This is a genomic window from Streptomyces sp. NPDC005483, assembly GCF_040606035.1.
Taxonomy (GTDB): domain Bacteria; phylum Actinomycetota; class Actinomycetes; order Streptomycetales; family Streptomycetaceae; genus Streptomyces.
Window position 1 is genome coordinate 303,532 of the sequence record NZ_JBEXEA010000005.1, and the last position, 26,430, is coordinate 329,961.

18 protein-coding genes are annotated in these 26,430 nt (G+C 72.9%); 16 read left to right on the forward strand and 2 right to left on the reverse strand.

Translation table 11 applies throughout. The features are described 5' to 3' along the window. The first annotated feature begins 164 nt into the window (after positions 1-164). The 6 genes from ABZT06_RS12620 to ABZT06_RS12645 all read left to right on the forward strand — a co-directional run bounded on the left by ABZT06_RS12620 (position 165) and on the right by ABZT06_RS12645 (position 6,922). Entirely contained in the window at positions 165-1,358 is a 1,194-nt protein-coding gene (locus tag ABZT06_RS12620) for an ROK family transcriptional regulator (protein ID WP_355738960.1), read from the forward strand. Positions 1,359-1,412: 54 nt separating this feature from the next. Beyond that, positions 1,413-2,768, forward strand: coding sequence for an ABC transporter substrate-binding protein (locus tag ABZT06_RS12625; protein WP_355738963.1), 1,356 nt, complete (start codon positions 1,413-1,415; stop codon positions 2,766-2,768). Beyond that, entirely contained in the window at positions 2,768-3,709 is a 942-nt protein-coding gene (locus tag ABZT06_RS12630) for a sugar ABC transporter permease (RefSeq protein WP_355738966.1), read from the forward strand. Before ABZT06_RS12625 ends, ABZT06_RS12630 begins: the two co-directional genes overlap by 1 nt. Positions 3,710-3,711: 2 nt before the next feature. After that, entirely contained in the window at positions 3,712-4,605 is an 894-nt protein-coding gene (locus tag ABZT06_RS12635) for a carbohydrate ABC transporter permease (RefSeq protein WP_355738968.1), read from the forward strand. Between the two features lie 89 nt (positions 4,606-4,694). After that, on the forward strand, positions 4,695-5,960 hold the full coding sequence (locus ABZT06_RS12640; RefSeq protein WP_355738970.1) for a 6-phospho-beta-glucosidase: 1,266 nt from the start codon (positions 4,695-4,697) through the stop codon (positions 5,958-5,960). Beyond that, on the forward strand, positions 5,951-6,922 hold the full coding sequence (locus tag ABZT06_RS12645) for a BadF/BadG/BcrA/BcrD ATPase family protein (RefSeq protein ID WP_355738973.1): 972 nt from the start codon (positions 5,951-5,953) through the stop codon (positions 6,920-6,922). The genes ABZT06_RS12640 and ABZT06_RS12645 overlap by 10 nt, the downstream gene beginning before the upstream one ends. Here the strand turns inward: ABZT06_RS12645 and ABZT06_RS12650 are convergent. Then, complete coding sequence (locus ABZT06_RS12650) at positions 6,910-7,479, reverse strand: hypothetical protein (protein WP_355739337.1); 570 nt, start codon at positions 7,477-7,479, stop codon at positions 6,910-6,912. The two genes, ABZT06_RS12645 and ABZT06_RS12650, sit on opposite strands and share 13 nt — an antisense overlap. A gap of 272 nt (positions 7,480-7,751) precedes the next feature. Here ABZT06_RS12650 and ABZT06_RS12655 point away from each other — a divergent pair, with 272 nt between their 5' ends. From ABZT06_RS12655 to ABZT06_RS12685, 7 genes are all read left to right on the forward strand, one after another. Further along, complete coding sequence (locus ABZT06_RS12655) at positions 7,752-9,167, forward strand: hypothetical protein (RefSeq protein WP_355739340.1); 1,416 nt, start codon at positions 7,752-7,754, stop codon at positions 9,165-9,167. 14 nt (positions 9,168-9,181) lie between these two features. Beyond that, on the forward strand, positions 9,182-10,246 hold the full coding sequence (locus ABZT06_RS12660; protein ID WP_355738975.1) for a glutamate ABC transporter substrate-binding protein: 1,065 nt from the start codon (positions 9,182-9,184) through the stop codon (positions 10,244-10,246). A 68-nt stretch (positions 10,247-10,314) separates the two neighbouring features. Beyond that, complete coding sequence (locus tag ABZT06_RS12665; protein ID WP_355738978.1) at positions 10,315-11,655, forward strand: hypothetical protein; 1,341 nt, start codon at positions 10,315-10,317, stop codon at positions 11,653-11,655. Then, positions 11,652-14,183 (forward strand): tetratricopeptide repeat protein, encoded by a 2,532-nt coding sequence (locus tag ABZT06_RS12670; protein WP_355738981.1) that lies wholly within the window; start codon positions 11,652-11,654, stop codon positions 14,181-14,183. The genes ABZT06_RS12665 and ABZT06_RS12670 overlap by 4 nt, the downstream gene beginning before the upstream one ends. Then, complete coding sequence (locus ABZT06_RS12675) at positions 14,184-15,506, forward strand: protein phosphatase 2C domain-containing protein (RefSeq protein WP_355738984.1); 1,323 nt, start codon at positions 14,184-14,186, stop codon at positions 15,504-15,506. A gap of 110 nt (positions 15,507-15,616) precedes the next feature. Continuing rightward, a complete protein-coding gene (locus tag ABZT06_RS12680; protein ID WP_355738987.1) occupies positions 15,617-16,963 on the forward strand; it encodes a VWA domain-containing protein in 1,347 nt (448 codons plus the stop codon). 49 nt (positions 16,964-17,012) lie between these two features. Then, the gene (locus ABZT06_RS12685; RefSeq protein ID WP_355738989.1) at positions 17,013-18,791 is read left to right on the forward strand and encodes an FHA domain-containing protein; all 1,779 of its coding nucleotides are present in this window, start codon (positions 17,013-17,015) and stop codon (positions 18,789-18,791) included. Positions 18,792-18,803: 12 nt separating this feature from the next. On the opposite strand, the gene ABZT06_RS12690 is transcribed toward ABZT06_RS12685, so the two are convergent. Then, complete coding sequence (locus ABZT06_RS12690; protein WP_355738991.1) at positions 18,804-19,784, reverse strand: methyltransferase domain-containing protein; 981 nt, start codon at positions 19,782-19,784, stop codon at positions 18,804-18,806. 68 nt (positions 19,785-19,852) lie between these two features. Between ABZT06_RS12690 and ABZT06_RS12695 the strand changes: the two genes are divergently transcribed. The 3 genes from ABZT06_RS12695 to ABZT06_RS12705 all read left to right on the forward strand — a co-directional run bounded on the left by ABZT06_RS12695 (position 19,853) and on the right by ABZT06_RS12705 (position 26,426). Continuing rightward, the gene (locus ABZT06_RS12695; protein WP_355738994.1) at positions 19,853-20,266 is read left to right on the forward strand and encodes a globin; all 414 of its coding nucleotides are present in this window, start codon (positions 19,853-19,855) and stop codon (positions 20,264-20,266) included. Between the two features lie 189 nt (positions 20,267-20,455). Next, the gene (locus tag ABZT06_RS12700; protein WP_355738997.1) at positions 20,456-23,650 is read left to right on the forward strand and encodes an FtsX-like permease family protein; all 3,195 of its coding nucleotides are present in this window, start codon (positions 20,456-20,458) and stop codon (positions 23,648-23,650) included. 1 nt (position 23,651) lies between these two features. Beyond that, the gene (locus ABZT06_RS12705; RefSeq protein ID WP_355739000.1) at positions 23,652-26,426 is read left to right on the forward strand and encodes an FtsX-like permease family protein; all 2,775 of its coding nucleotides are present in this window, start codon (positions 23,652-23,654) and stop codon (positions 26,424-26,426) included. Positions 26,427-26,430 lie beyond the last annotated feature (4 nt).

The window sequence follows — 26,430 nt, forward strand, 5'->3', positions numbered from 1 at the left end:
CTTGACCGCCCCCGCAGGTAACGACTCCGTTTCCTGCGGGGGCGGTTTGTCGTTCCCCCCTTGACGGACAGGTGGTCCAGACCTATGTTCCGTGCATCCGATAGGAAACCTTCCTAACAGTCGCCGGACAGTAAAGTCGTCCGGCAGTCACGGAGAGGGGCACCATGGCAGGCACACCACGCACACTCCGCGCCATGAACGACCGTGCCGCGCTCGACCTCCTGCTGGAGCACGGACCCCTCTCCCGGACGCGGATCGGCAAGCTCACCGGCCTCTCCAAGCCGACCGCGTCCCAGCTCCTGGCCCGCCTGGAGGCGTCGGGGCTCGTGCTCGCCACCGGTACCACCGAGGGCAGGCCGGGCCCGAACGCCCAGCTCTACGAGGTCGACCCGAGCGCCGGGTACGCCGCCGGGCTCGACGTCACCCCCGAGCGCATCCTCGCCGCGGTCGCCGACATCACCGGCCGCACGGTGGGTTCCTACGAACTGCCGACCCCGGGACGCCGGCCTGCCCAGCCCGTCGTACGGCAGGTCACCGACGCCCTCGACGGCGCGGTGAAGGCGGCGGGCCTGGCCCGCGGTGACGTCCACCGGCTCGTCATCGGCACCCCGGGCGCCTTCGACCCGGGCACGGGCCGGCTGCGCTACGCCTCCCACCTGCCCGGCTGGCACACCCCGACCCTCCTCGACGAACTCGCCGCCGCGCTGCCGATGCCGGTCGAGTACGAGAACGACGTCAACCTCGTCGCCGTGGCCGAACAACGGCTCGGGGCGGCCCGCGGCCACGAGGACTTCGTGTTGCTGTGGAACGAGGGCGGTCTCGGTGCCGCCCTGGTCCTCGGCGGACGGCTGCACCGCGGCTGGACGGGGGGCGCGGGAGAGGTGGGTTTCCTGCCGGTTCCCGGAGCGCCCCTGGTGCGGCAGGTGACCAAAGCCAACAGCGGCGGCTATCAGGAGCTCGCGGGCTCCCAGGCCATCCCGGACCTCGCCCGCGAGCTCGGTATGGCGGACATCCCCTCGGGGCCGTACGCCGAGGTCGCCGCCGCCCTCGTCGAGCGTGCCGCCACCGAGGACACCGCCCTGAACCGGCTGCTCCTGGAGACCTACGCCACCCGCCTGGCCACCGGTCTCGCCTCCCTCGTCTCCGTCCTCGACCCCGAACTCGTCGTCCTCAGCGGTGCCTCGCTCACCGCCGGCGGCGACGCCCTGCGCGCCCTCATCCAGGCCGAGCTGGAGGAACTGGCAGCGTCCCGGCCCCGGCTGGTCGTCGGCGACGTCCGTGAACACCCCGTGCTGCGCGGCGCGCTGGAGAGCGCGCTGGCGGCCACCCGCGACGAGGTCTTCGACACCTCGCGCTGACCCCCGTACTCCCCCACACCCTCATCTCACCGCCCGTCCCTGGGAGACCCCGTCATGCGCACAGTCACCTCCTCCGCCATACCCTCAGCCGCCCTAAAAGCGGCCTTTGCCCTGACCGTGTCCGCGGTGCTCGTCACCACGGCCTGTACCGGCCAGTCCTCCTCCGGCGCCGACGACGACGCGTCGAAGGAGACCACCATCAACTTCTGGCACGCCTGGAGCGCGGACTCCGAGGTGGCGGGAGTGAAGGCGCTGGTCGCCGGTTTCGAGAAGGCGCACCCCAACATCCACGTCAACGTCGTCGGCAACATGACGGACGACAAGATCAACCAGGCGCTGCGCACCGGCGGCGACAAGGCCCCGGACGTCATCTCGTCGTTCACCACGAACAACGTGGGCAAGTTCTGCTCCTCGGGCGCGCTGGTCGACCTGAACCCGTTCTTCAAGAAGGCGGGCGTCGACCCGGACAAGACGTTCCCGGCCGCGATGAACCAGTACACGCAGTTCGACGGCGACCGCTGTGCCGCGCCGCTGCTCGGCGACGCGTACGGGCTCTACTACAACAAGACGGCGTTCGAGAAGGCGGGCATCACCTCGCCGCCCAAGACGTGGTCCGAGTTCGAGGCCGACGCCAAGAAGCTGACGATCGCCCAGGGCGACTCGTACAAGCAGCTCGGGTTCATGCCGGACTACCACGGCTGGGAGACCACGACCGAGCACTACATGGGCCAGTTCTCGCCCACCTATTTCGACAAGTCGGGCAAGTCCACGGTCGCCACCGACCCGGCCGTCTCCGCCGCCTTCACCCTCCAGAAGAAGCTCGTCGACGAACTCGGCGGCTACAAGAAGCTGGAGAAGTACCGCGCGGGGCTCGGCGACGAGTGGGGCCCCAAGCACCCCTTCCAGACCGGCCAGGTCGCCATGCAGCTCGACGGTGAGTGGCGCCTGGGCATGGCCGTGGACGCCAAGCCCGCCTTCGACATCGGCGTCGCCCCGCTGCCCGTCCCCGACGACCAGGCGGACCAGTACGGCAAGGGCTACATCACCGGCACCATCGCCGGCATCGCCGCCAACAGCACCCAGCAGAACGCGGCCTGGGAGTTCCTGAAGTACATCACCACGGACACGGACGCGGTGGTCGGCTTCTCCAACGCCATCCACAACGTGCCCTCGACGCTCGCGGCCCTGAAGTCCCCGAAGCTGAAGTACGACCCGCGCTTCAAGACCTTCCTCGACATCGCCGCGAACCCGAACTCGACGACCGCCCCGTCCTCGATCAACGGCGGTGTGTACCTCACCACCATTCAGGACCTCGGCTACGCCTACGAGAGCGGCAAGGTCACCGACCTGAAGAAGGGCCTCGCCGGCGCGGCCAAGCAGATCGACACGGACATCGCGCAGGCGAAGTAATGGCCACGATCACTCTGGCGTCGAAGCGCCGCAGGTCGGCGCTTCGCACGATCGCCTTCATGTCGCCCTGGTTGATCGGCTTCACGGTCTTCTTCGCGTACCCGCTGATCTCCACGGTCTACTTCTCGTTCATGCACTACGACGGCTTCAAGCCGCCGACCTGGAGCGGGACGAAGAACTGGACCTACGTCTTCAAGGACTACCCCTTCTTCTGGCCGGCCCTGCGCAACACCCTGTGGCTGGTCGTGGTGATGGTCTCCCTCCGGGTCGTCTTCGGCCTCGGGATCGGCCTGCTCATCACGAAGATCAAGACGGGTACGGGTGTCTTCCGCACCCTGTTCTACCTGCCGTACCTGGCCCCGCCCGTCGCGGCCACCATGGCGTTCGCGTTCCTCCTCAACCCCGGTACCGGACCGGTCAACTCGATCCTGGAGAAGGTCGGCATCCCGGCCCCCGGCTGGTTCAACGACCCCACCTGGTCGAAGCCGGCGCTCACCCTGCTCGCCCTGTGGGGCATCGGCGACCTGATGGTCATCTTCATGGCCGCGCTGCTCGACGTGCCGACGGAGCAGTACGAGGCCGCCGAGCTGGACGGGGCGTCGGCGTGGCAGCGCTTCCGGTTCGTCACCCTTCCCAACATCTCGCCGATCGTGATGTTCGCCGTCGTCACCGGCGTGATCCAGACCATGCAGTACTACACACAGCCCTTGATCGCCGGGAAGGTCGCCTCGGGGGTGATCCAGGGAGCGGGTACGCAGTTCGAGCCCGGCTACCCGGAGAAGTCCACGCTGACCCTCCCCCAGCTCGTCTACAACCTCGGCTTCCAGCGCTTCGACTACGGCTCCGCGTGTGTCGTCGCCCTCGTCCTCTTCGCCCTGTCGATGGTGTTCACCGCGTTCCTGATGCGGCGCCGGGGCGGTCTCATCCAGGCAGGTGACTGACCATGACCCAAGTACTGGACCGGCCGGTGGAGTTGAAGACCCCGGCCTCGCCCGCCGAGCGCACGGCCCGGCGGAAGGCCGCCCTGGAGTGGGTCGCGATCCACTCCCTCGGTCTCGCCGCCGCCCTCTTCTTCACCCTGCCCTTCGTGTTCGTGTTCCTGACCTCGCTGATGAGCGACACCCAGGCCCTCAGCCGCGATCTGATCCCGCACACCTGGGAGTGGGGCAACTACAGGCGGGTCTTCGACACCCCGGGCTTTCTGACCTGGTGGCGCAACACGCTGGTCTACGCGGGACTGGGAACAGTCCTTACGGTCGTGTCGTCGATCCCGGTGGCGTACGCGCTCGCCAAGTTCCGCTTCCGCGGCCGCAACCTCTCCCTGATGCTGGTGATCTCGATGATGATGCTGCCGCCCCAGGTGGTCATCATCCCGATGTACCTGTTCTGGGCGAAGCAGCTCGGTCTGTCGGGCACCCTGTGGCCGCTGATCATCCCGATGGCGTTCGGGGACGCGTTCTCGATCTTCCTGCTCCGGCAGTTCCTGATGACGATCCCGAACGAGTACGTGGACGCGGCGAAGGTCGACGGCTGCGGCGACTTCCGCACCCTGCTGAAGGTCGTCATCCCCATGGCCAAGCCCGGGATCGCGGCCGTGGCCCTGTTCCAGTTCTTCTACGCCTGGAACGACTACTTCGGCCCGCAGATCTACGCCTCGGAGAACCAGAACGCCTGGACGCTGAGTTACGGCCTGGAGTCCTTCAAGGGCATGCACCACACCGACTGGAACCTCACCATGGCCGCGACCGTGCTGGTCATGGCCCCCGTGATCCTCGTGTTCTTCTTCGCGCAGAAGGCGTTCGTCGAGGGCGTCACGCTGACCGGAGTGAAGGGTTAACCGGATATGCGGTATCTCCCCGGGGGACAACCCCCGGACCCCCGGCCGATGATCACCGCTCCCCACGCCCGGAAGCGAGGCAACCTTCAGTGAAACTCACCGTGGTCGGCGGAGGCTCGACCTACACCCCCGAACTCATCGACGGCTTCGCCCGGCTGCGGGACACCCTGCCCGTCGAGGAACTTGTCCTCGTCGACCCGGCCGCAGACCGCCTGGAGCTGGTCGGCGGTCTCGCCCGGCGCATCTTCGCCAAGCAGGGCCACGACGGCCGTATCGTCACCACGTCCGACCTGGACGCGGGCGTGGACGGCGCCGACGCCGTGCTCCTGCAACTGCGGGTCGGCGGCCAGGCGGCTCGGCAGCAGGACGAGACCTGGCCCCTGGAGTGCGGCTGCGTCGGCCAGGAGACGACCGGCGCGGGCGGCCTCGCCAAGGCGCTGCGCACGGTCCCGGTGGTCCTCGACATCGCCGAACGGGTCCGCCGGACCAACCCGGATGCCTGGATCATCGACTTCACCAACCCCGTCGGGATCGTCACCCGCGCGCTGCTCCAGGCCGGGCACAAGGCGGTCGGGCTGTGCAACGTGGCGATCGGCTTCCAGCGGAAGTTCGCCGGGCTGCTCGGCGTCGCCCCCGCCGACATCCACCTCGACCACGTGGGCCTCAACCACCTCACCTGGGAGACCGGGGTACGGCTCGGCGGCCCCGAGGGCGAGGACGTGCTGCCCAAGCTGCTCACCGGGCACGGCGACACGATCGCCGGCGACCTGCACCTGCCGCGCCCGCTCCTTGACCTGCTCGGCGTGGTCCCGTCGTACTACCTGCGCTACTTCTACGCGCATGACGAGGTCGTACGGGAGCTCGGCACCAAGCCGTCCCGGGCCGCCGAAGTGGCGGCGATGGAGAGGGAGTTGCTGACGATGTACGGCGACCCCGCCCTGGACGAGAAGCCGGAGCTGCTCGCCAAGCGGGGCGGCGCCTACTACTCGGAGGCGGCGGTGGATCTCGCCGCCGGGCTGCTCGGCGGGGGCGGCAGCCCCTACCAGGTGGTCAACACCCTCAACCGGGGCACGCTGCCCTTCCTGCCCGGCGACGCGGTGATCGAGGTGCAGGCGGCGGTGGGCCCGAACGGGCCGGCCCCGCTGGCGGTGCCGGCCATGGACCCGCTGCTCGCGGGGCTGATGGCACACGTGACGGCCTACGAGGACCTGGCGCTGGCGGCGGCTCTGCGCGGCGGCCGGGACCGGGTCTTCAAGGCGCTGCTCGCGCACCCCCTCGTCGGCCAGTACGAGTACGCCGAGGGCCTCACCGACCGACTGATCGCACACAACCGGGAGCATCTCGCGTGGGCCTGAACGCATGCGTCCTCGCCGTCGACGCGGGCAACAGCAAGACCGACGTCGCGGTCGTGGCGGCCGACGGAAGCGTCCTCGCCACGGCCCGCGGCGGCGGGTTCCGGCCGCCGGTGGTGGGCGTCGAGGCGGCCGTGGACACCGTCGCCGACGCGGTCGGGCGGGCCTTCGCCGCGGCCGGGGTGACGTCGGTGGAGCACGTCTCGGCGTGCCTCGCCAACGCCGACTTCCCCGTGGAGGAGCGGCAGTTGGCGGCGGCGCTGCACGCGCGCGCGTGGGGCCCGGACGTGGAGGTCCGCAACGACACCTTCGCGATCCTGCGGGCCGGGGTCACCGAACCGCGCGGGGTCGCCGTGGTGTGCGGCGCGGGCATCAACTGCGTCGGCATGCGCCCCGACGGCCGTACCGCCCGCTTCCCCGCCCTCGGCCGGATCTCCGGCGACTGGGGCGGCGGCTGGGGCCTCGCGGAGGAGGCGCTGTGGCACGCGGCCCGCGCGGAGGACGGGCGGGGTGCCGACACCGACCTCGCGCGCGTGCTCCCGGGGCACTTCGGGCTGCCGTCGATGTACGCCCTCATCGAGGCCCTGCACCTGGAGGAGATCGCCCCCGCCCGCCGCCACGAACTGACCCCGGTGCTCTTCGCCACGGCGGCCGCCGGCGACCGGGTGGCCCGCTCGCTCGTCGACCGCCTGGCCGACGAGGTGGTGTCCATGGCCACGGTGGCCCTGACCCGCCTCGACCTCCTCGACGAGGAGACCCCGGTCCTGCTCGGCGGCAGCGTCCTGGCCGCCCGCCACCCCCAACTGGACGACGGTGTGCGGGAGCTCCTGGCGGACCGGGCCCCGAAGGCCGTACCCCAGGTGGTGACGGCGAGCCCGGTCCTGGGTGCCGCGCTCCTCGGTCTGGACCGGGCGGGGGCGCCCCCGAAGGTACAGGCGAGGACGCGGGCGTACTACGAGGCCTGAGCGAGCACCGCGTCGACGACCTCAGGGACGGACCTGCCGTTCCCGACGTCGACGCGGGGCAGTCCCAGCCGGTCGACCGCCTCCACCATGAGCTCCTGGTACCGCACGCTCCGGGCCAGGAACTTGTCCATCAGCGCCCGCTCCCCCTCCGACGCCTCGTCATAGCGCCCGCCCGCACGGATCCGGGCGCGTACGACGTCCTCGCCGGCGGTGAGCCACACGGCGGCGGTGTGCGGGGCGTCCAGTGTGACGACCCGCTCCGGCCACAGCGCGGAGCCCTCCAGGACCAGGCCCGGTCCGGTGGCGTGCGCCGTGACCAGCTCCTCGATCCGGGGCCACAGACCCTCGTAGTGGGCGAGGACCGAGCCGATCAACTCGTCGACGCCGAGCGTCGCGTAGTGCTCGGCCACATGCGGCGGCACCTCCCGCTCCGGCGTGCGCCAGGGGCGCCCCGGGTGTCTCGCCAGCAGGTCCGTCGAGCGATGCTCGAAGCCCAGCCGGTCGGCGATCGCCCCGGCGACCGTGGACTTGCCGGTGTTGGACGTTCCGCCGATCATCACCACACGTAGCCCGCGCACGACGGCGACCCTACGCGCCCCCCGGGGGGAACCGAACCGATTCCGGCGGCGTATTCATGGGCAAGGGGTGGTGCAGAACGCGGAGCGGCCGGCAGGCGATCCGCTGCGATCCGATCAAGATCCAGTGAAGCCCGGTGCGGATGTCGGTCCCGGCAGCGATACTTGCGGCGAGGGATGACCATGGGGGAGGTCAAACGGTGACACACCCGCCGAAGAGCAGTGCGGCACCACCGGGTTCCGGGGTGCCCACGATGCCGGCCGGCCCGCCGCAGCCGGGACCCCCGGCACCGGCCCCGCAGGCGCCCCCGCCCACCTCCGTGCCGGACCCGGCGCCCGCCCGTCGTACCGCCTTCGCGGAGGGTTTCGACCAGGTGCGCGCGGCCGCCACCACCGAACCGGGCCGGCTGCGCATCATCGGCGCGGCGCTCGCCCTGCTCGTCGTCCTCTTCGGCGCGGTGACCGCCTGGCAGACCGAGGAGCGGGCCGCCGCCGCGGACGACGTGCTGCACAAGAGCCAGCCGCTCAGCAACGCCGCCGCCGATATCTACCGCTACCTGGCCGACGCCAACACCACGGCCTCCAGCGGCTTCCTCGCCGGCGGCCAGGAAACGGCAACCTCCCGGAAGCGGTACGAGAAGGACATCGACCTGGCCGCGACCGGTCTGGTCAAGGCGGCCTCGAACTCCGACCCGGACTCCCCCGCCGCCAAGACCGTGGCCGAGCTCAACACCCTGCTGCCGGAGTACAAGGGCCTGGTGGAGCGGGCCCGTACGTACAACCGCCAGGGCTTCCCGGTCGGCGGCGCCTATCTGCGCTACGCCAACGAGAAGATGCAGGAGCAGATGCTCCCGAAGGCGCAGAACCTCTACACCAGCGAGAACCAGCGGCTGCGCGCCGACTACGCCGACGCCACGCCCTACCCGTGGGCCGCGATCGGCCTGGGCGTCCTGGCACTCGCCGGGCTCGCCTGGGCCCAGCACCGCAACTACCGGCGCACCAACCGGGTCCTCAACCACGGCCTGGTCGCCGCCACCGCGACGGCCACGGTGGTGCTGCTGTGGCTGGTCGTCGGCCACACCGTCGCGCGCGCGGGCCTCGAAGACTCCTACGACCACGGTGTCCGTTCGCTGAACGTGCTGCACGACGCCCGGATCGCCTCCCTGAAGGCGCGCGGCAACGAGAACCTGACGCTGGTGGCCCGCGGCGCGGAGACGGTCGTCAAGAAGAACGCCCAGGGCCAGGAGGTCACCTACGACGCGTACGACTACGACTTCGGCAGGGACATGGACACCCTCGGCAAGGGCCTGGCCGAGGCGTCGAAGCTGGCCGACGACAGCAGCGGCAAGAAGCCGGTGACCGCGGCCGAGGGCAACATGCAGGTGTGGAAGCAGCGCCACACCGCGGCCCGCGCGCAGGACGACAACGGCAACTACGAGGAGGCGCTGCAGCGGGTCATCGGCACCAAGGACGCGACGGGCGAGTGCTTCGACAGCGTCGACGACAACCTCGCCAAGGCCCTGACCCAGGAGGAGGCCGAGTTCGAGCGCTCGGCCGGTGACGGTCTGGGCGCGATGACCGGACTGTCGGTGGGCGCCGCCGTCCTGGCCGTCCTGGGCGCGGCCGGCGCGGTGCTCGGCATCGGACGCAGGCTGTCGGAGTACCGGTGAGAGGGGGCGTGACGATGCGGATGCGCGGACGGGTGCGGACCGGTCTCAAGGGCTGGGGCGGTGTCGGGGCGATGGCGGTCGTCTGCGCCCTGGTGCTCGCCTTCGCGCTGCTGCTGCCGCAGACGCGGCCCGACGGCGACGGCAGCACGGGCACCGGTGGGCCGGGCGTGACGCACGCGCGGCAGGCGGCGGACGACAACCCCTGTCTGGACCCGGCGATCAAGGCGCACCCGGAGGACCAGACACTGTCCCCGTCGAGCGCGGACGGCACGACCATAGACAAGATCAAGGCCCGGCAGGGCGAGAAGCGCAAGCTGGTCGTCGGCGTCGACCAGAACAGCTACCGCTGGGGCTACCGCAACCCCAACGGCGGGGCCCACGCCGACCTGGAGGGCTTCGACATCGACCTGGTGCACCGGATCGCCCAGGACATCCTCGGTGACCCGAACGCCGTGCAGTTCAAGGCGATCCCCACCAACCAGCGCATCCCGGCGATACAGAAGGGCCGGGTCGACATGGTCGTGCGCACGATGACGATCAACTGCACCCGCGTCGGCCAGGTCGCGTTCTCCGCGCCGTACTTCAAGACCGGCCAGCAGGTCCTCGCCCCCAAGTCCTCGGGGATCAAGGGCTACGACGCCACGCTGGCCGGGAAGCGGATCTGCACGGCGGAAAGCTCCACGGCGAACAGCAAGCTGGTGGACGACAAGAAGACCGGGGACCTGGTCTCCTCCGCGATCATCTATCCCCCCGTCCCCAACCAACTCGACTGCCTGGTCAGGCTTCAGCTCGGCGAGGTCGACGCCGTGGTCACCGACGGCGCGCTCGCCGCCAGCCAGGCCGCCCAGGACCCCACGGTCGAACTGAAGGGCTCCCCCCTCACCACCGAGTACTACGGCGTGGCGATGAAGAGCGACGCCGACGATCTGGTACGCCGGGTCAACCAGATCCTGGTGGACTACCGCAAGGACACCACCGACGGCTGGCAGGCGTCGTACGACAGGTGGCTGTCGGCCACACTGGACAAGAGCTCGGCGAAGTCGGAGCCGCCGCCACCGAAGTACCTGCGCAAGAGCTGACGACCGGCACGGACGACCGGCACGGACGAACAACCACCCAGCAACCCTTCAGCAGCGAGAGGTGATCGATGGGCGTCACGGGACCCCCCGGGCCGGTGATGGACCGGGACGAGGTGGACCGTGCGCTGGCGCGGCTCGGCGCGGAGCACGAGGCGATCGAGACCTCGCTCTTCGCCCTGCAGGACCACGCGGGCCGCAGGCTCCTCGAAGGCGCCGACCTCACCGGGGTCACCAAGGAGCGCTGGGAGGCCGCCGACGCGTCGATCACCCTGTTGTGGGCGTACTTCGACGCGTACTCGGACGCCCTGCGCTCCGCCCGCGAGATCCGCTCCCGCCGCCGCTGGTCCAGCCGCGAGGACCTGGTGGAGCTGACCGAGCTGCTGCGCGGCGAGTCGGTCACGGTCGCGGGCTCGGCGACCGCCACCGCCACCGCCAACGCGCCGACCCTGCACGGCAATTCGGGGAAGCTCAGCGAGCAGTTCTCGCTGGTGACGCTCGTGGAGCGGATGAACGAGCTGTACGCGTCGAGCCTGGACATGGTCGTCGCCGCCGACGCGGTGTGGTCGGCGCTGCCCGCGCGGATAGATCTGCTGTCCGCCGAACTCCAGCGCACCCGCCGGCTCGCGCACTCCGTCGGCGTACGCCCCGGGGAGCACCCGGCCGGCGACGACCTGGAGCGCATCACCCGCACCCTCACCTCACTGCGCGAGCAGGTGATCTCCGACCCGCTCGCCTTCTGGCAGCGCGCGCAGGGCAGTTCGGCACCCGGCGGCGGCAGGCCCGACACCACGGCCTACGACCGTGAGGCACGCGCCCTCGACGACGTACGCCGGGAGATCGACGCGGTGCTCACCGTCCGGCAGGACGCGGAGGCCCGGCTGGTCAGGCTGCGGGACGTGCTCTCGCGCGCGGACCGCACGCTGGCCGAGGCCCGCATCGCGCGCGGCGAGGTCCTGGCGAAGATCGCGGCCACCGAGGTGCCGGTCGTCAGCGGACCCCCGACCGTCCTTCAGGAGCAGCTGGCGACGGCCGCCGAGTACCGCAGACACGCCCAGTGGCACCGCCTGTCCCCGCTCCTGGAGTCCCTGGAGGAGAAGGCGGAGGACGAACTGCTGCGCGCCCGCGAGTCGTTGACCGCGGTCACCGCGCCGCTCGCGGTCCGCGCGGAGTTGCGGGGCCGGCTCGACGCGTACAAGGCGAAGGTCGCCCGGCACGGCCTGGCCGAGGACCCGTTCCTGATCGAGCGGTACGACGCGGCCCGGCGGATGCTGTGGAGCGCGCCCTGCGACCTGCGGGTCGCCGAACAGGCCGTGCTGCGCTACCAGCACGCGGTCGCCGAGCTGCTGGGGGCACCGCGGGTGCCGCAGCAGAGCGGCACCGAGGACCGTAGGGGGGAGTCGACGTCATGAGTCAGGAACAGCAGCCCTGCCAGCGGCCCGGCTGCGACGGCACGTACGAGGACATGGGCGGCGGCGAGCTGTACTGCGACACCTGCGGTCTCGCGCCGGTCGTCGCGGCCGGGGCGGAGCGGGCCGGCCCGTCGCCCACCGGTGCGGCGGGCGACGGCAGGGGCTCGCAGGGCAGCGGCGGTTCGCGTTCCAGCGGCCGCGGCTCCGCGCGCACTTCCTCGCGTACGTCCTCGCACTCGTCGAAGTCCCGGCGCTCCGTGTCGGGGCGGCTCTCGCGCTCGGTCTCCGGGAAGTCCACCGGCCGTTCGGTGTCGGTGCGCAGCTCCGGCTCCTCCGCCGGTTCGACCGGCCGCGGCCGGCTCGGCGCGGGACTCGTCGAGGTGCCCGGGGTGCCGCGGCCAGACCCGCGCGAGATGGTCCTCGAGAACCCCGAGGTGCCCGAGCGCAAGCGGTTCTGCTCGCGCTCCGACTGCGGGGCGCCGGTCGGGCGCTCGCGCGGGGACCACAAGGGGCGCACGGAGGGCTTCTGCACCAAGTGCGGCCACCCGTACTCGTTCGTGCCGAAGCTGAAGTCCGGCGACATCGTGCACGGCCAGTACGAGGTCGCGGGCTGTCTGGCGCACGGCGGACTCGGCTGGGTCTACCTCGCCGTGGACCGCGCGGTGTCCGACCGCTGGGTGGTCCTCAAGGGCCTGCTCGACACCGGCGACCAGGACGCGATGGCCGCCGCGATCTCCGAGCGGCGCTTCCTCGCGGAGATCGAGCACTCCAACATCGTGCGCATCTACAACTTCGTGGAACACCTCGACCAGCGCACCGGCTCGCTCGACGGCTACATCGTCATGGAGTACGTGGGCGGCAAGTCGCTGAAGGAGATCGCCAACGGCCGCCGTTCGGCCGACGGCAAGCGGGACCCGCTGCCGGTGGAGCAGGCGTGCGCCTACGGCATCGAGGCCCTGGAGGCGCTCGGCCACCTGCACAGCCGCAACCTGCTGTACTGCGACTTCAAGGTCGACAACGCCATCCAGACCGAGGACCAGCTCAAGCTGATCGACATGGGCGCGGTGCGCAGGATGGACGACGAGGAGTCGGCCATCTACGGCACGGTGGGCTACCAGGCGCCGGAGGTCGCCGACGTGGGCCCGTCGCTCGCCTCCGACCTCTACACGGTCGGCCGCACCCTGGCCGTGCTGACCTTCGACTTCCAGGGCTACACCAACGTCTTCGTCGACTCGCTCCCCGACCCCGACAACATCGAGGTCTTCCGCCGGTACGAGTCCTTCTACCGCCTGCTGGTCCGTGCGACCGACCCGGACCCGGCCCGCCGTTTCGCCTCCGCGCAGGAGATGTCGGAGCAGCTGACGGGCGTCCTGCGCGAGGTCGTCTCGCTGCAGACGGGCCGTGCCAGGCCCGCCCTGTCGACCCTCCTCGGCCCCGAAGTCAAGGTCACGGACACGGAGTTGTTCCCGAAGCTGGACGGGGAGGTGTCGCGGCTGGGGGGACGGGTGGTGCCGACGCGCAACAAGGCGGCCGTCGGTTCCCTCGCTCCCGTCGGCACCGGAGCCGTCGGCGCCACCAGAGCCATCGTCAAGGACGTCAACGCTCCCGTCGCCGCGCTGGCGCTCCCCGTCCCCCACGTCGACCCCTCCGACCCCAACGCCGGTTTCCTCGCCGGGCTCATGACCACCGCGCCCGCCGAACTGCTCGGCGCCCTCGCGGCCGCGCCGGCCGCGTCGGCGGAGACACGGCTGCGGCAGGTGCGGGCCTGGCTGGAGAACGGCGACGCCCACACCGCGGACGAGGCGCTGCGGCACCTCGAGGACGAACGGCCCGACGACTGGCGGGTGGTCTGGTACCGGGGCGTGGCCGCCCTGGTGACCGGCGACCACGAGGCCGCCGCGCTCGCCTTCGACGCGATCTACGACGCCTTCCCGGGCGAACCCGCTCCCAAGCTCGCTCTCGGCCTGTGCGCGGAGGTGCTCGGCCAGCTCGACAACGCCGCCGAGTACTACCGCCTGGTCTGGTCGACCGACCCCAGCTATGTGAGCGCCGCGTTCGGCCTCGCGCGCGTGCAACTCGCGATCGGGGACCGCCGTAGCGCGGTGAGGACCCTGGAGTCCGTGCCGGAGTCCTCCATCCACTACACCGCCGCACGGGTGGCGGCCGTCCGCGCGCGGCTGCGTGGACGCACCGCCACCGCGGGCGACGTACCCTTCCTGGACGACCTGACCGCCGCCGCCGGGCAGGTCGAGGCGCTGGACGCGTACGGACTGGATCCGGCGCGTCGTGAGCAGTTGTCGGCCGAGGTGCTGGGCGCGGCCCTGGACTGGATACTCTCCGGTGGCCAGGACTCCGTCGCCCCCGCCGCCGGGGGACGTGCGCTGCTCGGCAGCGGACTGGACGAGCGAGGACTGCGCTTCGGCCTGGAGCGTTCGTACCGCGCGCTGGCCCGGCTCGCGCAGGGCGGCGAGGAGAGGATCGACCTGGTGGAACGAGCCAACCGTTACCGCCCCCGGACGTGGGTGTAGTTGATGTCGCAGATGCCCCAGCAGACCGCGCTTTCGAGGTGCCCGAGCTGCGAGGAACCCCTCGAGTCGGGTGACCGCTTCTGCGGTGCGTGCGGATACGACCTGTCCGCCGTCCCGGCGCGGCCGGACGACAGCCCGGCCGTCGCCGTGAACGGCGCGCCCCCGGGCGGCCCCTGGCCACCGGCCCCGCACCCCCCGGCGGAGCTCCATCTGCCGACCGACCTGCGGGCCTCCGCGTCGGGCGAGCACGAACTGCCCCCGGTGCCGCCCCAGTCGGGGCCGGTGCACGGGTCGCCGGTCTCCCCCGCCTCCGGTGTGCGCTTCGACCGGCCGCCGGAGCCCGACGAGTACCTTCTGCAGGCGCCCGACCCACGGGTGGCCGCCGGACCGCCCACTCCGCCCGAGGGCACCAAGGTCTGCGTGGCCTGCAGCGCGGGCCGGGTCGACGACGACGGCTACTGCGAGAACTGCGGGCACGCCCAGCCGCGTGAGCGCGACCACATGGAGCAGGAGGTCGGTCCGATCGCCGCCGTCAGCGACCGCGGCCTGCGCCACCACCGCAACGAGGACGCCTTCACCCTCGGCACCAGCGTGCTGCCCGACGGCTCACCGGCGACCTTCGCGGTCGTCTGCGACGGCGTGTCCTCCGCGACCCGCCCCGACGACGCCTCCCTGGCCGCGTCCCGGGCCGCGGCCGACGCGCTGCTGGCCGCGCTGCCGCAGGGCACGCACCCCCAGCAGGCGATGCACGAGGCGATCGTCGCCGCCTCCCGCGCGGTCAACTCGCTTGCCGCGGAACCCGCCACGGCCCGCGAGCACCAGCCGCACCAGAACGCCCCGGCGTGCACGATCGTCGGCTCGATCGTCACCCCCAGCCTGCTGGTCGTCGGCTGGGTCGGCGACAGCCGCGTCTACTGGGTGCCCACTGACCGCGGTTCGGCCCCGGCCCGGCTCACCGAGGACGACTCCTGGGCCGCGCAGATGGTCGCCGCGGGCCTGATGAACGAGGCCGAGGCGTACGCCGACGAGCGCGCCCACGCGATCACCGGCTGGCTCGGCGCGGACGCCTACGAACTCGACCCGCACACCGCTTCCTTCAAGCCGGACCGGCCTGGTGTGGTGGTGGTGTGCACCGACGGCCTGTGGAACTACGCGGAGGCGGCCGACGAGATGGCTCAGGCCGTGCCGGCCGACGCCGCCGCGCGCCCGCTGCACACCGCCCGGGTCCTGGTCGGTCACGCCCTGGACGGCGGGGGCCACGACAACGTAACAGTGGCCGTCGTGCCGTTCCCGACCCCTGTGCAGGGGGCAGGATCGGCCTGAGGCCGTACACGGGGAACGCGTCGCGGCACCAGCGCCGGACCGGAGGGGACCGGTCCGCGATCAGTCATCGGCCCACGCATGTGGGGTTCGCGAGGGGGATTTGAGTAGGCATGGCCAATTTCTCGAAGTCGAACGTGCCGCAGTTCGCCATGGACGTCTACCAGAACGAGTACCTGCCCGAGGGCGGCCGCGAGGTCAACGCGATCGTCACGGTGACCGCGACCGGCGGCGGCACGATCGGAAGCGTGGTCGCGGCCCCGCACCTCTGGCCGGCGGGGCAGGGCCCCTCGGCGGCGGTGGCGGTCATGGTCGACTGCTCGGGCTCGATGGACTACCCGCCGACCAAGATGCGCAACGCCCGGGATGCCACGGCCGCCGCGATCGACACCCTGCGCGACGGTGTGCACTTCGCGGTGATCGGCGGCACCCATGTGGCCAAGGAGGTGTATCCGGGGGGCGGCCGCCTCGCGGTCGCCGACGCCACCACCCGTGACCAGGCCAAGCAGGCCCTGCGCAAGCTCAGCGCGGGCGGCGGTACGGCCATCGGAACCTGGCTGCGCCTCGCCGACCGCCTGCTGTCCTCGGCGGACGTCGCCATACGTCACGGCATCCTGCTCACCGACGGGCGCAACGAACACGAGTCGCCGGAGGACCTCAAGGCCGCCCTGGACGCCTGCGCGGGGCGTTTCACCTGTGACGCCCGGGGCGTGGGCACCGACTGGGAAGTGAAAGAAGTCACAGGGATCGCCTCCGCCCTGCTCGGCACCGCCGACATCGTCGCCGACCCGGCCGCCCTCGCCGCCGACTTCACGCAGATGATGGAGGCGGCCATGGGCAAGGAGGTCGCCGACGTCGCGCTCAGGGTCTGGACCCCGGTGGGCACCGCCATCAAGTTCGTCAAGCAGGTCGCGCCCACTGTCGAGGAGCTCACCGACCGCCGCACCGAGGCCGGTCCGCGCGCCGGGGACTACCCCACCGGCTCCTGGGGAGACGAGTCGCGTGACTACCACGTCTGCGTCGAGGTCCCGGCCGCGAACATCGGCCAGGAGATGCTCGCCGCCCGGGTCTCCCTGGTCGTCCCGCAGCCCGACGGCAGCGCGCAGAACCTGGGCGCCCAGGGTCTCGTCAAGGCCGTGTGGACCGACGACATGGTCGCCTCGACCTCGATCAACCCCCAGGTCGCCCACTACACCGGTCAGGCCGAACTGGCACAAGCCATCCAGCAAGGGCTCGATCTTCGCAAAATGGGCGATTTCGACGGAGCAACGGCCAAACTGGGCCGGGCCGTTCAGCTCGCGAACGACTCGGGGAACGCCGATACTGCGAAACTGCTTTCGAAGGTGGTCGACGTGGTCGACGCCACGACAGGTACTGTGCGACTGAAGGCGAAGGTCGAGGAGGCCGACGAGATGACTCTCGAGACCCGGTCGACAAAGACTGTTCGTGTAAAGAAGTAGCAAGTCACCGACGTAGAAGTTCCCTGATCCGAGAGGGGGAAGCGCCGACATGCCGACCTGCCCGAACGGACACCAGTCGGGTTCCGACGACTGGTGCGAGGTCTGCGGTCACCGCATGGCCGGTGCCGTACCTCCGCCCCCTCCGCCGCCGCCCGGTCCGGGTGGAGGCGGCTACGGCTTCCCGCCGCCCGGCGGCCCGGGCGGCCCCGGGGGCCAGCCCGGTGGACGCCCGCATCTGTCCGCCGTACCGGACCACGAGCCGGAGCTCTGCCCGCAGTGCCGTACGCCCCGCGAGGGCGGTGCGCCGTTCTGCGAGGAGTGCCGGTGGAACTTCCTGACGAACACGGCGACCTCGTACACCCCGGCCGCCCCGCGCCCGCCGGCCGGCTCCGGCGGCCCGCCCTCGCACTTCCAGCAGCAGCCGCCCGGGCCCGGTCCGTCCTTCGGCGGCGGCGGTGACTCGTACGAGTACCAGGGCTCGCGCCCGTCCCAGGTGAACCGGCCCGCAGAACCGATCCCCTTCGGCTCGGAGCCGTCGGGCCGCTCGGGTCCGGGTGGGCCCGGCGGTCCTGGTGGTCCCGGAGGCCCGCAGGGCTACCCCGGTGACCCGTCCCGACCCGGCGGCCCCGGGCCCTCCGGTCCTTCCGGTTTCCCGGGCGGTCCCGGTGGTCCCGGCGGTCCCGGTCCCTCCGGTTTCCCCGGTGACCCGTCCCGACCCGGCGGCCCCGGCGGCCAGTCCGGCCCTGGTGGCCGACAGGGCTTCCCGGGCGACCCCGGACGCCCCGGCGCACCCGGCCCCTCCGGTTTCCCGGGCGGTCCCGGTGGTCCTGGCGGCCCCGGCCCCTCCGGTTACCCCGGCGACCCGTCCCGCCCCGGCGGCCAGTCCGGGCCCGGTGGTCCTGGTGGTCCCGGCGGTTACGGCTACCCCCAGCCCGGCTCCACCCAGGCCCCGCCCGGCCCCGGCGGCCCCGGTGGCCCGCAGGGCTTCGGCGGTCCCCCCACCCAGCCCGGTCCCGGTGGGCCCGGGCAGTCCGGCCCCGGTGGCCCGCAGGGCTTCCCCGGTGACCCGTCCCGACCCGGCGGCCCTGGTGGCCCCGGTGGTCCGCCGAACTTCGGTGGGGACCCCTCCCGTCCGGGCCCGACCTCGCCCGCCGGCCCCGGTGCCACGAGTGGTGCCCCGCAAGGCTTCCAGGCGCAGGGCGCTTCGGCCCCGCCCGCCTTCCCGCAGGAGACCAACCGGCCCCAGCCGGGCGGCCCGCCCTTCGGCGGCGGCGCCGACGACTGGGTCATCTCCCCGCCGTCCTCCAACGCCCCCGGAGGCCCCGGCGGCGGTCCTGGTGGCCCCGGCGGCTACGGCTACCCGCAGCCCGGCTCCACCCAGGCCCCGCCCGCGCCTCCCGGCCCGTCCTTCCCGCAGCAGCCCGCGACCTGGACGGCGACCATAGGCCCGGACCGCGACTACTTCATGGCGATGATGCAGCGCTCCGGGCCCGAGGCCGCGGGCCTGAACCTGCCCGCGTACTCCCCCGAGCAGCAGCGCGCGCTCACCGGCAACCAGGTCACCATCGGCCGCCGCCGGCACTCCACCGGCGACACCCCCGACGTCGACCTGTCGGTGCCGCCGGAGGACCCGGGCGTCTCGCACCAGCACGCGGTGCTGGTGCAGCAGCCGGACGGCTCCTGGGCGGTCGTCGACCAGAACTCGACGAACGGCACCACGGTCAACGGCGCCGAGGAGCCCATCACGCCGTTCGTGCCGGTGCCGCTCCAGGACGGCGACCGGGTGCACGTCGGCGCCTGGACCACGATCACGATCCGCCGCGGCTAGAGAACGGCCACGTCACCGGAGGGGCCACGCATACGGTCCCTCCGGGTCGTCCAGCCACGCCCACTCCCGGTCTCCGCTGACCGTGATGCCGTACCGCTCACGACGCGGCTGGCCCTCGCTCTCCCACAGCGCGTACGCCTCCCGCGGTTCGAGGCTGCCGCGGCTCAGGGCCAGCAGGAAACGGAACAGGTCGCTCTCCCGGGCGGGACGCGGGATCCCGTCGAGGTGCGCGGGCTCCTCGTCCGGCCGGTCGGTGCCGCGCAACGGGACGAAGTAGGCGGGCGTGTGCAGGAAGCGGCCCGTCGCGTGCCCGGCGTCCTGGACCGTCAGGGTGATCAGGCCGGTGGCGAGCGGGCCCAGGATGCGTGCGCCGGGGCGGCACTGGGCGAGCCAGGCGGTCGGGACCGAGGCCAGGGTGCAGGTGGCGATGATCCGGTCGAAGGGGGCGCGTTCGGGCACCCCGCGCGCGCCGTCGCCGGTGACGACCAGGGGGTGGTACCCGGCAGCGGCCAGATGTCCGCGCGCCGCCTCGGTGATCTCCGGCTCCAGGTCGACGGTGGTGACCCGGTCGTCGCCGAGCCGGTGGGCGAGCAGGGCCGCGTTGTAGCCGGTGCCGGCGCCGATCTCCAGGACCCGGTCACCGGGCCGTACCCGCAGTTCGGCCAGCATCATCGCCATCAGCGAGGGCTGGCTGCTGGAGGAGACCAGCTCGCCGTCGCGCAGCCGGGTGGCCAGCGGGGCGTCGGCGTAGGCCCCGCGGATCCACTTCTCGCGGGTGCGGGGATCCGGGCTCTCGCCCCACTGCCGCTCGTAGCCTCCCCTGACGCCGACGTAGTAGTACGGCACGAACAGATGCCGGGGCACCGCCTCGAAGGTCTCCCGCCAGCCCGGGTCGGCGGCCCAGGCCCCGCTCGCGTCGATCTTCCGCACCAGCGCGGCCCGCGCGGAGGCGGCGAGTTCGGCGAGGTCCCTGTCGAGAGCGTGCGCGCCCATACCTCCACTCTGCACCCTGGGATCGGGAGGTCCTAAGCCTTGAGTCCTCGTCCACCCCGTCTGAGACCATGGTTGACGTGAAAGAGATCCGGCGCGGCACGCTTCAGACGCAGACCTTCTACGAGCAGGTCGGCGGGGAGGAGACCTTCCGCCGCCTCGTCCACCGTTTCTACGAGGGGGTCGCCCAGGACCCGGTCCTGCGGCCCATGTACCCCGAGGAGGACCTCGGGCCGGCCGAGGAGCGCCTCGCGCTGTTCCTGATGCAGTACTGGGGTGGCCCCACGACGTACAGCGACAACCGCGGCCATCCCCGGCTGCGCATGCGTCACGCCCCCTTCGTCGTCGACCGCGAGGCGCATGACGCGTGGCTGAGGCACATGCGGGACGCCGTCGACGGACTGGGTCTGTCCGAGGAGCACGAGAAGCAGCTGTGGGACTACCTGACGTACGCGGCCGCTTCGATGGTGAACACCGCCGACTGATCACCCCTCAGTGACCACCGTTCACTGATTGCCGGATTCCGGTCGGGGGGCGCCGGATTCCGGTCACGATCCGGTCAAGCCCGGTCTACAAGCGCTTACCCCTGAGCGTCCCCTCTGACATCCTCGCCGGAGATCTGGCGCGACACGGCGGGGGGCCGGGTGACGGGGTTCGGGGGAGTCGCACGTTTCGTGTTGCTGCGTGCGCGGGCGCACCGGCTGCTGCTCGCCGCCGCGTTGCTCACCGTCCTGCTCACCACCGCGGTCCTCGCGACCCTCACCGCCTACTCCGGCGCCATCGGCGACGCGGCGCTGCGCCACGCCCTCCAGGACCCGCGCAACGCCGCCGACACCGCACTGGTCGTCAAGGCCGACGTACCCGAGGACCGTCGTACGGCCGCCGACACCGCCGTACGCGAGGTGGCGCGGCAGACGTTCGACGGGCTGCCGGTGACCGTGCGGACGTTCCTGCGGTCGGGCTCGTACGCGCTGCCGCGGTCGTTGCAGCCCGCGGCGCTGCGGTCCGGGGACCCGGATCTGACCCACTTCGCGGCACTGGACCGCAGCCGGCTGCGGCTGGTCGAGGGGCGGCTGCCGCGATCGGCCGACGGGCGGGTCGAGGTGGCCCTCCCGCAGGCCGCCGCCCGCGCCCTCCACCTCGGCCCCGGCGCCCGCTTCACCCTCGCCGACCGGCTGCGCGGCCCGGCGGTGCGGGTCACGGTGACCGGCCTGTACCGGCCCGTCCGCGCGGACGACCCGTACTGGCTCCTCGACGAGCTGCACGGCCGGGGCATCAACAAGCTCGACTTCACGACGTACGGTCCCCTGCTCGCCGATCCCGGCGTGCTGACCGACGGGACGGTGAGCGTCGGGACGTCGGGGTGGCTGGCGTCGGCCGACTTCGCGACGGTGACGACCGCCCGGTCGGACGCGCTGCGCCGGACGGCCGTCGCCGGGAACGCGGCGCTGCGCGAGGAGTCCTCCCTCGGGGGCGCCACCACCGCCTCGACCTCGCTGCCCGACGTCCTCGACCGCACCGACCGCTCCCTGCTCGTCTCCCGCTCGACCCTGCTGATCGTCGCCCTGCAACTGGTGCTCCTCGCGGGCTGCGCCCTGCTGCTGGTGGCGGGACTGCTGAGCAGTGAGCGCACGGGCGAGAGCCGGCTGCTGCTGGCGCGCGGCGCCTCCCGGGCCCGGATCGCGGGCCTCGCCGCCCTGGAGGGTGCGCTGCTCGCGGCACCCGCGCTGCTCTGCGCGCCGCTGCTGGCGGCCCCGCTGACCCGGATGCTGGCCGGGCGGGGACCGCTGGCCCGGATCGGGCTGCACCTGGAGGTGCCGTCGGGCGGGCGGCCCGGGGTGTGGCTGGTGGCGGGGGCGGTGGCGCTCGGGTGCGCGCTGGCGGTGACCCTGCCCGCGCTGACCTCCTCGTTCGCGCGCGGCCGGGCCCGGGCGCTGCCCGGTGCGGTGCGCGCGGGGGCGGACATCGGGCTGCTCGCCGTGGCCGCGGTGGCGTACTTCCAGCTCAGCCGCCAGACCTCCGGTGCCGTGTCCGACGACACCTCCGGCACGCTGGGCGTGGATCCGCTGCTGGTGGCGGCGCCCGCGCTCGCGCTGCTGGCCGGGACCGTCGTGACGCTGCGGCTGATGCCGCCGCTGGCCCGGCTCGCCGAACGCCGGGCGACCGGCGGGCGCGGACTGACCGCGGCCCTGGCGGGCTGGCAGATCGCCCGCCGACCGATGCGCGGGGCGGGCCCGGTGCTGCTGCTGGTGCTCGCGATGGCGCTGGGCATGCTGGCGATCGGGCAGAGCGCCTCCTGGGACCGTTCGCAGTCCGACCAGGCGGACTTCCGGGCCGGGGCGCCGGTGCGGGTGCTGGTCTCCGGGGACGCGGGGCTCGGCCGCACCGAGCAGTACGCGGGCGTCGCGGGCGTACGGCGGACCGCTCCCGCCGCCCGGTCCGAACTGCCGCTGTCCGGAAGCAAGGTGGCGACGGTGCTGGCACTGGACACCTCGCGCGCTTCGATGCTGATCCGCTCCGACCTGCACTCCGGCCCGTTCCTCCAGGGGCTCGCCCCCAAGGGTTCGACCGTGGGTGTGAAGGTGCCCGCGGACACGGCCCGGCTGCGGCTGACGGCGGCCCTGCGCGGCGCGTCCTCGAGTACGACCGCGCCGGTCACCGTCACCCTGGTGGACGGCTACGGCACCCCCTACCGGATCCCGGCCGGCCAACTCCCCGCCGACGGCCGCCCCCACGCGCTGGACGTCTCCGTGTCCGGCGGCCCGCTGACCCTCACCGCCTTGGACGTGATCGCTTCCGTCCCGAACGGCAAGGCCGAACAACAGCGTTTCACCGTCACCGGGTTGACGGCCACGGGCACCGACGGGGCGGAACGGCGGCTGCCGTTGCCGACCGACTGGTCGGCCCACTCGCAGAGCGACGCGGTGAGTGCGACGCCGGATCCCAAGGCCGAACCCACCCCACCGCGCCTGAGTTCGGACCCAGGGCGGCTGAGCGTGGGCTACGGCACCGGGTTCATCCCGTGGGAGGACACCTCGAGCTCGGCGACGCTGACGGTCCGGTTGGAGGCCAGGCAGCCGGTGCCCGCCGCGATCACGGCGGTCGCCACCGACAGCTTCCTCACTTCGGCGGGCGCGGCCGTCGGGGACAGCCTGGACGTGCCGCTGGACGGTGAGACGGTCTCGGTGCGAATCGTGCGCTCCCTACGGGAGTTGCCGACCGCCTCGGACAGCGGCGGGGCCCTGCTGATCGATCTGCGGACCGTGAACCGGAGGCTGCAGGCGCAGGACGGCCGCGGTGTGGAGCCGACCGAGTGGTGGCTGACGACGGAGCCGGGCGCGTCCGACAAGGTCGCGGCGGCGCTGCGGGCCCGGCCCGACATGGACCCCGCGCAGGTCGTGGTGCGGGACGAACTCGCCGGACAGCTGCGCGACGACCCGTTCGGCGCCGGCCCGGAAGCCGCGTTCGCCGCGGCGGCCGCGGTGGCGGCGGCGCTGGCCGCGGTCGGGTTCGCGGTGAGCGCGGCGGGGTCGCTGCGGGAGCGTGGCGCGGAGCTGGCCGTACTGCGCGCCCTGGGGGCCTCGCGGCGGCGGCTGGCCCGCGCGGTCGCCCTGGAACAGGGCGTCCTGGTGGTGCTGGCGCTGCTGGTCGGGACACTGCTGGGCATGGCGTTGACCCGGGCGGTGGTCCCGCTGATCGTGCTGACGGACGAGGCGGCCAGACCGGTCCCGCGGGTCCTGGTCCAGCTCCCGCTCCCGCAGGCGGCCGCGCTGCTGGCGGCGGTGGCCCTCGCCCCGCTCCTGGTCACGGCGGCGCTGGCGCTGCGGCGGGCGGATCCGGCGCGGGCGCTGCGTGAGGGGGGCGAGTGAGGTGAGGTTCTTCCCGACAGCCGAGCCGGGAGTCACCCGGGAGACCGTGCCCTGGGTGCGCACCCGGCTGCGGACCGCGCCCGGCACCGCGCTCTGGCTCGCGCTGCTGGTCGCGCTGACGGCGTGCCTCGCGGCCGCGTTCCCCCGGGCGGTGGACCGCTACGAGGACGCCGGACTGCGGGGGGCCTTCGAACAGGCCCGCCCCGACCGGACCAGCATCGAGGTGTTCGCCCCGCCGCCGTCCCCGATGCTGGCGCCGCGCGACCGCGAGAACGGCCTGCGCCCCGACCTGCTGGCCGAGCAGTACGCCAAGGTCCGCGCCCGGATCCCGCGCGCGCTCGCCCTCGACGCGAACCAGTCGACGTACGGCGTGCACACCACCGTGAACCTCACGGCTCCGGACCCGTGGCTGCCGAGGCCGACCGGCAAGCCCGCGGAAGTGGCCCTGATCGCCCAGGCGGGCCTCGGCGCCCACTCCTCGGTCGTCCGAGGACGCCTTCCGCGTGCGGACGACCAGGCGACCGCCACCAGCCCCGAGCTGGAGGCCGCGGTCACCGTGGAGACCGCCAAGGCCCTCCACATCAAAGTCGGTTCGGTGATCCACACCCCTACGGCCGGCCGTACCCTCTCCCTCCGCGTCACGGGCATCGTCACCCCGCGGGACCCGAAGGGCGCCTACTGGTCCACCCATCCGATCCTGCACAGCCCGTCCCTGATCCGCGAACCCATACCGTCCATGGACATGTACTGGCTCGGCGCCCTGCTCATCGCCCCCGAGGCGGCCCCGGTCCTGCTGGGCACCCCGGGAAGGCCGGAGGCCTACTGGCAGTTGGCGCCCTCCGAGCAGGTGCTACGAGCCCGCGACACCCCGGCCCTGCGGTCCGCGCTCGCCTCCCTGGAGGCCGGTCCGGCCCTGCGGAACCTGCGCCTGTCGCTCGACGGCCCGGTGACCGAGCTGACGGAGATCACCGGCCAGACCGAGGTCCTCACCGATTTCGACGAGGTCCTCCTCGCCTACGACCGGTTCCGCGAGGGGGTCGCCCCGCTGGTCGCGATCGCCGCGGTCGGCACCGGCACGGTCGCCGTCGTCGTCCTCCTGATGGCGGGCGGCCTCGGCGCCGACCGCCGCCGCACCGAGTTCGCCCTGCTGCGGGCCCGCGGCGCCTCCCTGCGCGGTCTCACCGCCCGTCTCTTCGCCGAGACGGCGGTCGTGGCCGTCCCGGCGGGCGCCGTGGGCCTGGCCGCCGCGCTGCTCGCGGTCCCCGAGGGCCGCTCCCGGTACGCGGTCGCGGCCGCCGTGGCGGTCACCGCCGTCACCTGCGCGGCCCTCCCCCTCCGCGCGGCGGCCGTCCACCGCGTGGTCCGCGTCCACACCGGCCGCGAGGACATCTCCTCCGTACGACCGTCCCGGCGCCGTGCGGTCGCCGAGCTGACGCTGCTGGTGCTGGCGGCGGGGGCGGTGGAGTCGCTGCGCCGCCGCGGCACGACGCCGGGCGCCTCCGGCGACCTCGTCTCCCTGGCACCCGTGCTGGTGGGCGTGATCGCCGCCCTGGTCCTGGTCCGCCTGTACCCGCTCCCGCTGCGGGGCCTGGCCCGCCCGGCCGCCCGCCTGCGCGGTGCCCTGGCCCATCTGTCCCTGGCCCGCGCGGGGCGCACCTCGGCCTCCGCCGTCCTGCCCCTCCTCGCCCTGCTGACCGCCCTGGCCACGGCCGCCTTCGGCGGCTCGGTCCTGGCGGGCGTACAGGAGGCCCGCGACCACGCGGCCCTGCTCGCGGTCGGCGCCGACGCGCGTGTGACCACGGCGACGCCGCTCCCGTCGGGGCTGCCGGACCGGCTGCGCCGGTCACCAGGGGTGAGCGACCTGTCCGCGGTGAGCGTCACGTACGACGCGAAACCGGCCGACGAGGCGCAGTCGGTACCGCTGGTCGGGGTGAACCCCGCGGACTACGCGGCACTGTCGTCCCGGACGGGCATCGGGGCCTTCGCGGCGGCCCGGCTGGCGGAAGGGACCGCCGGTGCCGTGATCCCGGCCGTCGCCGCGACGGACACCGCCCGGGATCACGGCACCAGCCCCTTCCGGGTCCTCCTCCTGGACGGCACCTCGCTCACGGTCCGCATCACCACGGTCATCGACCACACGTCGGCCGTGGCGGGCTCGGACTTCCTCATCGTGAACCGCAAGGCGCTGAGCCCGGAGGCGGCGCGGCCGACGACCCTGCTGCTGACCGGGAAGGGCCTGGACGGGGCGGCTCTGCGGAAGGCGGCCCCCAAGGCGGCGTCCGTGTACCTGCGGTCCGAGGAACGGGCGCACTACGCCGACTCCCCCCTCCAGACCGGCGCGGAAGGCGTCTACGCGACGGCGGTGGCGGCCGGCGCCGGATACGCGGTCCTGGCGCTCCTCCTGTCCCTTCTGCGCACGGCCCCCGAACGCACGGCCCTGCTGGCCCGCCTGCGCACGATGGGCCTGAGCCGGGCGGCAGGCCGCCACCTCCTGATCCTGGAGTCCCTGCCGCAGGCGATCCTGGCCACCCTGGGCGGCACCCTCACGGGCTGGGCCACCATCCGCCTCCTGTCCCCGGGGATCGACCTGACCGCCATCGCCCTCCCCTCGGCGGACCCCGCCTCGGCCGAGGCGGAGTTGCGCACGGACGCCCTCTCCCTGGCACTGCCGGCGGCGGCTGTGCTGCTGCTCGCGGTGGGGATGGGGATCGGTCAGGCGTGGTGGTCGGCGAGACGGGGGTCGGTGCGTGAGCTGAGAGCGGGGGACGCGAGATGAGCGA

Coding starts and splice junctions, on each gene's coding strand:
- ABZT06_RS12665 (WP_355738978.1), top strand. CDS start 10,315: ATGGGCGTCACGGGACCCCCCGGGCCGGTGATGGACCGGGACGAGGTG.
- ABZT06_RS12620 (WP_355738960.1), top strand. CDS start 165: ATGGCAGGCACACCACGCACACTCCGCGCCATGAACGACCGTGCCGCG.
- ABZT06_RS12655 (WP_355739340.1), top strand. CDS start 7,752: ATGCCGGCCGGCCCGCCGCAGCCGGGACCCCCGGCACCGGCCCCGCAG.
- ABZT06_RS12670 (WP_355738981.1), top strand. CDS start 11,652: ATGAGTCAGGAACAGCAGCCCTGCCAGCGGCCCGGCTGCGACGGCACG.
- ABZT06_RS12690 (WP_355738991.1), bottom strand. CDS start 19,784: ATGGGCGCGCACGCTCTCGACAGGGACCTCGCCGAACTCGCCGCCTCC.
- ABZT06_RS12650 (WP_355739337.1), bottom strand. CDS start 7,479: ATGATCGGCGGAACGTCCAACACCGGCAAGTCCACGGTCGCCGGGGCG.
- ABZT06_RS12680 (WP_355738987.1), top strand. CDS start 15,617: ATGGCCAATTTCTCGAAGTCGAACGTGCCGCAGTTCGCCATGGACGTC.
- ABZT06_RS12685 (WP_355738989.1), top strand. CDS start 17,013: ATGCCGACCTGCCCGAACGGACACCAGTCGGGTTCCGACGACTGGTGC.
- ABZT06_RS12635 (WP_355738968.1), top strand. CDS start 3,712: ATGACCCAAGTACTGGACCGGCCGGTGGAGTTGAAGACCCCGGCCTCG.
- ABZT06_RS12695 (WP_355738994.1), top strand. CDS start 19,853: ATGGTTGACGTGAAAGAGATCCGGCGCGGCACGCTTCAGACGCAGACC.
- ABZT06_RS12625 (WP_355738963.1), top strand. CDS start 1,413: ATGCGCACAGTCACCTCCTCCGCCATACCCTCAGCCGCCCTAAAAGCG.
- ABZT06_RS12630 (WP_355738966.1), top strand. CDS start 2,768: ATGGCCACGATCACTCTGGCGTCGAAGCGCCGCAGGTCGGCGCTTCGC.
- ABZT06_RS12660 (WP_355738975.1), top strand. CDS start 9,182: ATGCGGATGCGCGGACGGGTGCGGACCGGTCTCAAGGGCTGGGGCGGT.